Genomic DNA, 8,911 nt, shown 5'->3' with positions numbered 1-8,911 from the left:
CGCGCGGTCGCGGTGGGTGGGCAGCACGTCGGGCGGCGGGCGGCGGGCGGGCGGACCGGGCGCGCCCGGCCGGCTCCAAATCCGGAGGGGGACAAGGATCTTGTGCGTTCCCCGGCCTGACGCCCTGTCCGGTACACCCTCCTGCGCCGCCCTACGTGGCCGATCTCACGTACCGGTGGAGGCCACCTACGGTGGCGTAGGTCACTTGAGAAGGTGAACTATCTCCTTCATGCCGAACCTCCAGGAGACCCTTGACCTCAGTTCGTACGCCGCCCTCGGGGACAGCTTCACCGAAGGCCTGAACGACCCCGGTGTCGGCGGCGCCTTCGCGGGCTGGGCGGACCGGCTCGCGGGGATGCTCGCCGACGGGCGGCCGCCGGGCGCCTTCCGGTACGCCAACCTCGCGGTGCGCGGCCGGCTGCTGGACCAGATCGCCGCCGAGCAGGTGCCGCAGGTCCGCCGGCTCCAGCCCGACCTGGTCACCTTCTGCGCCGGCGGCAACGACATCCTGCGCCCGGGCAGCGACCCGGACGAGGTGGCCGAGCGCTTCGAGGCGGCCGTCACCCGACTCGTCGAATCCGCCGGGACGGTGCTCATCTGCACCGGCTTCGACACCCGCGGCGTGCCGCTGCTGAAGCACCTGCGCGGCAAGATCGCCACCTACAACGGCCACATGCGCGCGGTCGCCGACCGCCACGGCTGCAAGGTCGCCGACCTGTGGTCGCTGCGCGCGGTGCAGGACCGCCGGGCGTGGAGCGAGGACCGGCTGCACCTCTCCCCCGAGGGGCACCAGCGGGTCGCCCTGCTGGCCGCCCGCTCGCTGGGCCTGCGCACCGGGCAGGACCCGGAGGCGCCCTGGCCGGCCCTGCCCGTGCAGTCCGCCGCCGACCACCGCCGGGAGGACATCCAGTGGGCGCGCGAGTACCTGCTGCCGTGGGTCGGGCGGCGCCTGCGCGGCGAGTCCTCCGGCGACCACGTCGAGGCCAAGCGGCCCGACCTGATGCCGCTCTGACGGTTCGTCAGGTTCGGCCGGGCGCAGCCGTTCCCGTCATCGGGGACGGCTGCGCCCTCGCCGTGCGGCGGCCGTGTGCAGCGCCGCGGCGAGCGCGGCGCCGACCAGGTACCAGAACAGGTCCGGCGGGTTGAACGTCGAGCCGAGGACGAGCCGGGCGAGCGTGCTGTGCCGGCCCAGCTCGTCCGGCACGCCGGTGAGCTGGTAGAACTCGACCGCCCAGCTCAGCCCGGCGGCCACCAGCGCGGCGGGCGGCGGGCGCAGCCGCGGGGCCGCGAGCACCACCAGGGCGTACACCAGCACCGTGTACAGCGCGTCCCCCGCGCATTTGGCGAACTCGCCGCCGGCCACCGCCCGGACACCCAGCCCGGCCGCCACCGTCAGCACCGCCGCCACCGCGGCCGCCACGCGCACGGCCCGCCTCCCCCGAAGATCGTCCACACGGCCAGCCTAAGGCGTGTCTGACCGGCGACGCCGCCGGATCCGCTGCCGGAACCGCCGCCGCCCGGGCGGCGTCCCTCCCTCCCGACAGGCCGCCGCGCCACGAGGTAGCCTGCTGCCCGGCCTGCCAAGGGGCCGGGTCCGCGCAGGTCGCGGGCGGGAACGACAGAAGGACGGGGCGGGGCGCAGTGACGCAGCTGACCGGAACGGTGGAGGAGCCCGGCCGACGGGCGGGCACGGCGGAGCGGCACGGCCGGGGGCCGGGGCGGCGGTTCGCCGTGGAGGGGTTCGCGCCGCGCCACGACGGCCTCGCCCGCGAGCGCGGCAAGGCCCTGCGGGAGCGGCTCCCGCGCGAGCGGCACGCCGAGTTCACCCCCGCCGACGACCGCCCGACCTCCGTCGAGGCCATCGAGGCGTCCAACGCCGGCCGGCTCGCCGACCTGGTGCCGATCCGGCTCGGCCGGATGGCGGCCACCCCGTTCGCCTTCCTGCGCGGGTCGGCCGGCCTGATGGCCGCCGACCTCGCCACCACCCCGGCGACCGGGATCGGCGCCCAGCTCTGCGGTGACGCGCACGCCGCCAACTTCGGCCTGTACGGGGACGCCCGCGGCCGGCTCGTGATGGACATCAACGACTTCGACGAGACCGTGCCCGGCCCGTGGGAGTGGGACCTCAAGCGGCTCGCCGCCAGCCTGGTGCTGGCCGGCCGCGAGATCGGCGCCGACGAGACGACCGCGCGCCGGGCCGCCTTCGACGCGGCCGGCTCGTACCGGCGGACCATGCGGACGCTGGCCAAGCTGCCCGCGCTGGACGCCTGGAACGCCGTCGCCGACGACCAGCTGGTCTCCTTCGCCGAGGCGCACGACCTGGCCGGGGTGCTGGAGCGGGTCGGCGCCAAGGCGCTCGGCAACACCAGCGCCAAGTTCGCCGCCAAGTCCACCGTCCGCACGGAGGAGGGCGGTTGGCGGTTCACCGCGGCGCCTCCGGTGCTCAGCGAGGTGCCGGACGCGGCGGCCGCCGCGGTGGCCGCCGCGCTCGGCCCGTACGTGCGGACGGTGCCCGCCGAGGTGCACCCGCTGCTCTCCCGCCACCACGTGCAGGACGTGGCGTTCCGCGTCGTCGGCACCGGCAGCGTCGGCACCCGCTCGTACGTCGTGCTGCTCACCGACCACCGTGACCAGCCGCTGGTGCTCCAGGTGAAGGAGGCGCGGCCGTCGGTGCTGGTGCCGCACCTGGCCCGCGCCGGGTTCCCGGTCACGGCGCCGGACAGCCACGAGGGCCGCCGGGTGGTGCTGGGCCAGAAGCGGATGCAGGTGGTCAGCGACACCCTGCTCGGCTGGACCACGGTCGACGGACTCCCGTACCAGGTGCGGCAGTTCCGCAACCGGAAGGGCAGTGTCGACCCGGCCGCGCTGCTGCCCGGCCAGCTGGACGACTACGCCCGGATCACCGGCGCCCTGCTGGCACGGGCCCACGCGCACACCGCCGACCCGGGCGTGATCACCGGCTACTGCGGCAAGAACGAGGCCCTGGACGAAGCGGTCGCCGCCTTCGCGGTGGCGTACGCGGACCGCACCGAGGCGGACCACACCGACCTGGTCGCGGCCATACGGTCGGGCCGCCTCCGGGCCGAGCACGGAATCTGACGGATCGTCGGTTCAGTCCCGGCCGGCGAGGTCCAGGAACGGCGCGACCGTCGCCACGAACTCCGCCGGCCGGGCCCGGTGCACCAGGTGCCCGGCCTCGATGGTGGCCACCCGGCAGTCCGGGATCCGGCCGGCCATCTCGGCGATCCGCTCCTGCGGCACATGGCTGGCCGGGCCGCCGGCCACCACCAGGGTCGGCGCGGTGATCTCCGCCAGCCGCGCCAGCCACTCCGGCTCCGGGGTGTCGATCTGCGCCTTGACCGCCTTCACCACCGCCCAGTCGAAGTCCACCGGCCCGTCCGGGGCTTCGGCCACCGGGGTCGCCGGGCGCGGGTACGGCGCGGGTACGTCCTCCAGCACCAGCCGCCCCACCCGCCCGGGCCGTTCCTGGGCGACCAGGTAGGCCACCACGCCGCCCATCGAGTGGCCGACCAGGTCGGCCCGGGCCAGGCCGAGCGCGTCCAGGACGCCGAGGACGTCGTCCCGCATCGCGGTCAGGCCGTACCGGCCGGGGCGGCCGCTGGCACCGTGCCCGCGCAGGTCGAGCGCGTACACGTGATGGTCCGGGGCGAGCCCGGGCAGGACGCCCGACCAGTCGGCCGCCCCCTCGCCGAGGGCGTGCAGCAGGACCAGCGGAGGACCGCCGGGGCGACCGCTCTCCCGGTAGGCGAGGGTGAACTCCGGCAGTTCCACGGTCCCGTGCGTCGTCATGCGGGCCACCGTACGACGCACCGGGCCCCGACCGGCGGGATGTTCGCCGACCGCTCAACGCCGCCGGGCGTTCGGGCCCACCCCTCCCGGGCCGGCTACGCCCTGGTCGTCGCGTCCGGCTTCCGCGTCCGTCCGGCCCCGGCCGCCCCGGGATCCCCCTCCCGATCCGCCGACGCCCGGCCCGCGTAGACCGACGCCAGCACCGCCAGCCCGGCCACCGCCGCGCACACCACGCTCGCGGAGGTGTACGCCGCCCGGTGCCCGCCGCCGCCCCCGGTGGCCCGCAGGTAGACGCCCGACAGCGCCGAGACGCTGACCGCCGCCGCGATCCGCTGGGCCATCTGCAGGATCGCCCCGCTCACCCCGGCCGCCTCGGCCGGCGCGTGGCGCAGCACGTACGCCTGGTTGGTGGCCCCCATCACGCCGATCGCGGCGCCGCCCAGCAGTTGCAGGGCGGCGAGCAGCCAGGGCAGCGCACCGGCCGGCCCCCACTGCACCACGAGGGCGCCGGCCAGCATGACCAGCGCCGAGCAGGTCATGCCCGCGGTGACGGTGCGCCGGCCGAACCGCTGCACCACCCGCCAGGCCAGCGCGGAGGCGACGCCCATGGAGACCGCGGAGGGCAGCGCGACCAGCGCCGCGCCCATCGGGGAGAGCCCGAGGCCGTCCTGGAGGAACATGGTCAGCACCAGCCCGGCCGCGATCGAGGAGCCGAACTGGGCCATCGCGACCGCCGTGCCCAGCGCGTACGGCCGGGACCGGGTGAGCGCGGGATGGATCAGCGGCTGCCGGCCCGCGCGGGCGTAGCGGCGCTGCCACCAGGCCAGCGCGGCGAGCAGCAGGCCGGCCCCGGCCGCGAAGACGAGCCAGCCCGTCCAGCCCGGCGGCTGGACGAAGGGCAGCATCAGCGTCAGCGTCAGCGCGGCCACCAGCAGCAGCCCGACCAGGTCCAGGTCGGCCTGCCGCGCACTCGGGCGCGGCCGCGGCAGGTGGCGGGCGGCCAGCACGACGGTGGCCAGTCCGAACGGCACGTTGAGCAGGAAGGTCAGCCGCCAGCCCTGTTCGGGCCCGACGGCGGCCAGCACCGCGCCGCCCACCGGCGGTCCGAGGGCGGAGGCGAGCCCGCCGGTCACGGCGTACATACCGAGTGCCCGCGCGCGGAGCTGGCCGCCGAACACGTCCTGGATCGTGCCGATCATCTGCGAGTTGACCAGCCCGGCCCCGGCGCCCTGGAGCAGCCGGGCCGCCACCAGGACCCACGGCTCGGTCGCGGTCGCCGACAACAGGCTGACCGCGGTGAACAGGGCGAGGCCGGTGACGAAGAACCACTTGCGGCCCCGGACGTCCCCCAGCCGGCCGCCGGGCACCAGCGCCAGCCCGAAGGCGAGCGAGTACCCGGCCACGATCCACTGCAGGTGGGCCGGCTGGGCGTGCAGGCTCTCGCGCAGTGCGGGGATCGAGGTGTTGAGCACGGACTGGTCGATCAGCGTGGTGAACCCGCCCGCGACGCAGACCAGCAGCACCCGGCGCCCGGCGGCGTCGAAACGTTCCTTCGGCGCCCCGGATATGGACGGCTTCACGGCACGACCACCACCAGCGCGTACCGGGCGTCGTCCGGGCCGGGACAGCGGAACCGGGTGCTCCCGGCGACGAACCGCAGGCAGTCACCGGCCCCGAGCACCTGCCGCTCCCCGTCCACGGTCAGCTCCAACTCTCCCTCCAGCAACCAGAGATGGCACTCGATCCCGGGCACGCCGGGCCGGTCATAGTCGATGTCGGCCCCCGCCGGAAGCCGCCCCTCGATCATCTCCGCCCGCAGCGACCCGTGCGGCGGCGAGACCGACCGCCGGACGAACCCGGTCGCCTCGTCCTGCCAGACCTGCTGCTCCCCGGCCCGCACCAGCAGCGCCGGCGCCGGCTCGACCTCCGCCAGCAGCCGCGACATGGTCCGCCCGTACACCGCGCAGAGCCGCCCCAGCAGCGCCGCGGTCGGGCTGACCTCGGCCCGCTCGACCCGCGAGAGCGTGGACCGGCTCACCTCCGACCGCTGCGCCAACTCCTCCAACGTCCACCCGCGTTCGAGCCGCAGCTCGGCGAGCCGGTGGGCCAGCCGTTCGTCGGCCGCCGTGTCGATTCCCATATTCGCGATGCTATCCCGGATACGGGATCGACCGGAGTGGTCGGACCGGCCCGCGCACCGGCCGGCCGAGGGGGGCGGATATGGCCGCGACCGGGGCGGCGGCCATGGGCTACGATCGCGCAGCCCGTCGCGGGCGCACCACTGGTGGGGGGACGAAGGACATGACGGAAGCTGCAGTCACCGAGGGGCCGGGCGAGGGCACCGGACTCGGCGAGGGCGTGGGCGATGGCATCGGTGGGGACGTCGGCGCCGGCCAGGACGGCGCGGCGCCCGGCGCGGGTGAGCCGGGGCGCAAGGAGGGGCCGAGCGGAGTGGCGCAGGCCGTGACGGCGATCCTGCTGTTCGGCGGGACGGCCGCACTCCTGTGGGGCCTCGGGGTGTTCGGCCACTCCACGACGCCGGACGGGAAGCCGGCCGCGTGCAACGCGCCCACGGAGACGGACGCGCCGGAGTACCCCGCGCTGTGCGCCGCGCTCAACCGGCCGGACCTTCCGACGCTGGTCGGCCTGCCGGCCGAGCACGTCTCGGTGGCGCAGTCCGGCGGCGGGCCGATGACCTTCGCGGACGGCACGAAGGTGTACGACGCCTCGGCCAAGGTGCAGCTCGGTTCGCTCATGGTGCAGCTCACCGACAACCACCGGGTCGGGGTGCAGGACTCCGCCCTGTTCGCGCAGTCGAAGGACGCGCCCACCTCGGTCCTCGGCCACCCCGCGATGACGTACTCGGACCACACGATGAAGCTCTCCCTCGGCCTGACGGGCGGGAGTGCCGGCGCCGGCAAGGGCGGCGTCGCCCGGCACCTCGTCGTCGCGAAGGACGCCAAGGCCGGCGCCGGGTCCTTCGAGCTGACGGTCTGGCGGCAGGACTTCACGACCCCGGACGACGCGGCGCTGTTCCGGGTCGCCGAGCAGGTGCTCCCGACGCTCCAGGGCTGGGTCGCGGGAGCGTAGGCCGCCGGGCCGAACCCGGGCCGGTCCGGGAGCCTGTCACGGCACCGTCACAGGCTCCCGCAGCTCGGTTCGTTGATCCTATGATGTGCCTGACCAGGGCCGATGCAGGCCCACGCAGGCAAGGGGGGACCATGTTCGGGATCATCAGGCCGTGTCGGCACCGACTGTCCGAACGACTCCAGACATCCTGGATGGCACACCTGTGCGGGCTCTGCCTGGCACTCCGGGACGACCACGGGCAGCTGGCCCGGACCGCCACCAACTACGACGGCCTGATCATCTCGGTGCTGGTCGAGGCGCAGAGCGCCCGGGACGACGCCTCCTGGCGCCGCACCGCCGGGCCCTGCCCGCTGCGGGGGATGCGGACCGCTTCGGTCGCCAAGGGCGAGGGCGCCCGGCTGGCGGCCGCCGTCTCGCTGGCGCTCGCCTCGGTGAAGATCCGCGACCACGTCGAGGACCGGGACGGCGTGTTCGCCCGCCGGCCGGTCGCGGCCGGGGCCCGCGCGGTGACCAGGCGCTGGGACCGGAAGAGCGCCGGCAGCGCCTCCGCCGTCGGCTTCGACACCGCCGTGCTGCTCGACGCGGCCTCCCGCCAGGGCGAGTTGGAGCGCGGACTCGCCCCGGGCGGGTCCGTCCTGCTGGTCACCGAGCCCACCGAGAGCGCCACCTCGGCCGCGTTCGCGCACACCGCGGTGCTGGCCGGGCGCCCCGGCAACGCCGCGCCGCTGGCCGAGGCGGGCCGGCTGTTCGGCCGGCTCGCCCACCTGCTGGACGCCGCCGAGGACCAGGCCGCGGACGCCGCGAGCGGCGCGTGGAACCCGCTCACCGCGACCGGCACCGACCGCGCCGAGGCCGAACGCCTCTGCCGGGACGCCGTCCACGGGATCCGGCTCGCGCTGCGCGAGGTGGAACTGACCGACCGCGCCCTGGTGCACGTCCTGCTCGCGCACGAGACCGAGCGCGCCGTCGAGCGGGCCTTCGGGCCCGCCACACACGCGACCGCCTGCCGGACGAAGGCCGCACCCACCGCATCCACCACGTCCACCGCACCCACCGCACCCAACCCGTACCAGACGCCGCCGCAGCACGATCCGCACCAGGCCCCACCGGCCGGCCCCGGCGCGCCGGTCCCCCCGTGGGTCCCGCAGGGCCCCGGCTTCACCCCGCCCGGCGCCCCGCCGCCGCACCGGCGCAACCTGCTGGCCGGCTGCGCGGTCTGGGCACTGATGGCCTGCTCCTGCCAGCTGATGTGCTGCGACCACGACGACCCCTTCTCGCGTGAGCGCAGGGAAGGCTGGTGTGCCCGGCAGAACTGCGACTGCGGGAACTGCGGCGGTTGCGACAACTGCGACGGCTGTTGCCAATGCTGCCAGTGCTGCGGCGACGACGGCTGCTGCGGCGACGGCTGCGGGTGTGACGGCTGCTGCGACGGCGGCTGCGACTGCGGCGGCTGCAACTGACCCTGCGGCCACCGGGCCGGCCGGCGCCCGAGCACGCCGGCCGGCCCGGACGTTCGCGAACCAGAAGGCGGGCGTGAGCTCCGGGGGTGCGGTGACGGTCCGCGCCGCACCGGAACGGTCACGGCTTCGTGCCGGGGACGAGGCGGTTCCGTCACACGGTTGACGGTCCACCATGCCGCCGCGACAGGCCCTCGGATGACCGGGTCGCCCACCGCCACCTCCCGAAGGCTCGCAGCACGACCCTGCTCCGACCGAACGCCCCATGACGACGCCATCGATGACGCAGTGTCAGAATTTCGTACACGGCCGGCCGGGCCGCTCGCATGGTCCGGCTCAACCGCCGGAGCCCTCGCACCGCCTCCCACGGCCGCGGATAGCTGGCGATCCGTCCCCAGATGCGTGCATTAGGGTGGCGTTCACAACGGGACCGGGCGCGATCGGGGGATCATGCGGAACGCGGGTTTGGTGCATCAGGTGCGGATGCTGCGGGCGGGGGTGGGTGACCCTGCGTTGATGGTGGCGCAGTTCCGGTTGAGTACGGTGCTGGTGCC

8 protein-coding genes are annotated in these 8,911 nt (G+C 75.5%); 4 read left to right on the top strand and 4 right to left on the bottom strand.

Going from position 1 to position 8,911, the window contains the following annotated elements; all coding sequences use genetic code 11:
- The first annotated feature begins 229 nt into the window (after positions 1-229).
- Positions 230-1,012 (top strand): SGNH/GDSL hydrolase family protein, encoded by a 783-nt coding sequence (locus tag ABZ885_RS30625; protein WP_360195659.1) that lies wholly within the window; start codon positions 230-232, stop codon positions 1,010-1,012.
- A gap of 36 nt (positions 1,013-1,048) precedes the next feature.
- Here ABZ885_RS30625 and ABZ885_RS30620 read toward each other — a convergent pair whose 3' ends face one another.
- Positions 1,049-1,453: a DUF2809 domain-containing protein gene (locus tag ABZ885_RS30620; protein ID WP_360195657.1), complete on the bottom strand. Its 405-nt coding sequence runs from the start codon at positions 1,451-1,453 to the stop codon at positions 1,049-1,051.
- 278 nt (positions 1,454-1,731) lie between these two features.
- Between ABZ885_RS30620 and ABZ885_RS30615 the strand changes: the two genes are divergently transcribed.
- A complete protein-coding gene (locus tag ABZ885_RS30615; RefSeq protein ID WP_360195662.1) occupies positions 1,732-3,099 on the top strand; it encodes a DUF2252 domain-containing protein in 1,368 nt (455 codons plus the stop codon).
- 12 nt (positions 3,100-3,111) lie between these two features.
- On the opposite strand, the gene ABZ885_RS30610 is transcribed toward ABZ885_RS30615, so the two are convergent.
- The 3 genes from ABZ885_RS30610 to ABZ885_RS30600 form a co-directional block, all read right to left on the bottom strand.
- Complete coding sequence (locus ABZ885_RS30610) at positions 3,112-3,810, bottom strand: alpha/beta fold hydrolase (RefSeq protein WP_360195654.1); 699 nt, start codon at positions 3,808-3,810, stop codon at positions 3,112-3,114.
- A gap of 95 nt (positions 3,811-3,905) precedes the next feature.
- Positions 3,906-5,390, bottom strand: a complete 1,485-nt coding sequence (locus ABZ885_RS30605) for an MFS transporter (RefSeq protein ID WP_360195651.1) — start codon at positions 5,388-5,390, stop codon at positions 3,906-3,908.
- A complete protein-coding gene (locus tag ABZ885_RS30600) occupies positions 5,387-5,950 on the bottom strand; it encodes a helix-turn-helix domain-containing protein (protein WP_360195648.1) in 564 nt (187 codons plus the stop codon). The genes ABZ885_RS30605 and ABZ885_RS30600 overlap by 4 nt, the downstream gene beginning before the upstream one ends.
- 161 nt (positions 5,951-6,111) lie before the next feature.
- On the opposite strand from ABZ885_RS30600, the gene ABZ885_RS30595 reads away from it, so the two are divergent.
- Positions 6,112-6,900, top strand: coding sequence for a DUF6215 domain-containing protein (locus tag ABZ885_RS30595; RefSeq protein WP_360195645.1), 789 nt, complete (start codon positions 6,112-6,114; stop codon positions 6,898-6,900).
- A gap of 131 nt (positions 6,901-7,031) precedes the next feature.
- Positions 7,032-8,360 carry a DUF5685 family protein gene (locus ABZ885_RS30590; protein WP_360195643.1) on the top strand — a complete coding sequence of 443 codons (1,329 nt, stop codon included), beginning with the start codon at positions 7,032-7,034 and terminating at the stop codon, positions 8,358-8,360.
- Positions 8,361-8,911 lie beyond the last annotated feature (551 nt).

The organism is Kitasatospora sp. NPDC047058 (assembly GCF_040643935.1).
Taxonomy (GTDB): Bacteria; Actinomycetota; Actinomycetes; order Streptomycetales; family Streptomycetaceae; genus Kitasatospora.
Note: the sequence above shows the minus strand (reverse complement) of the source record. Positions and strands in the feature narration are given on the sequence as shown.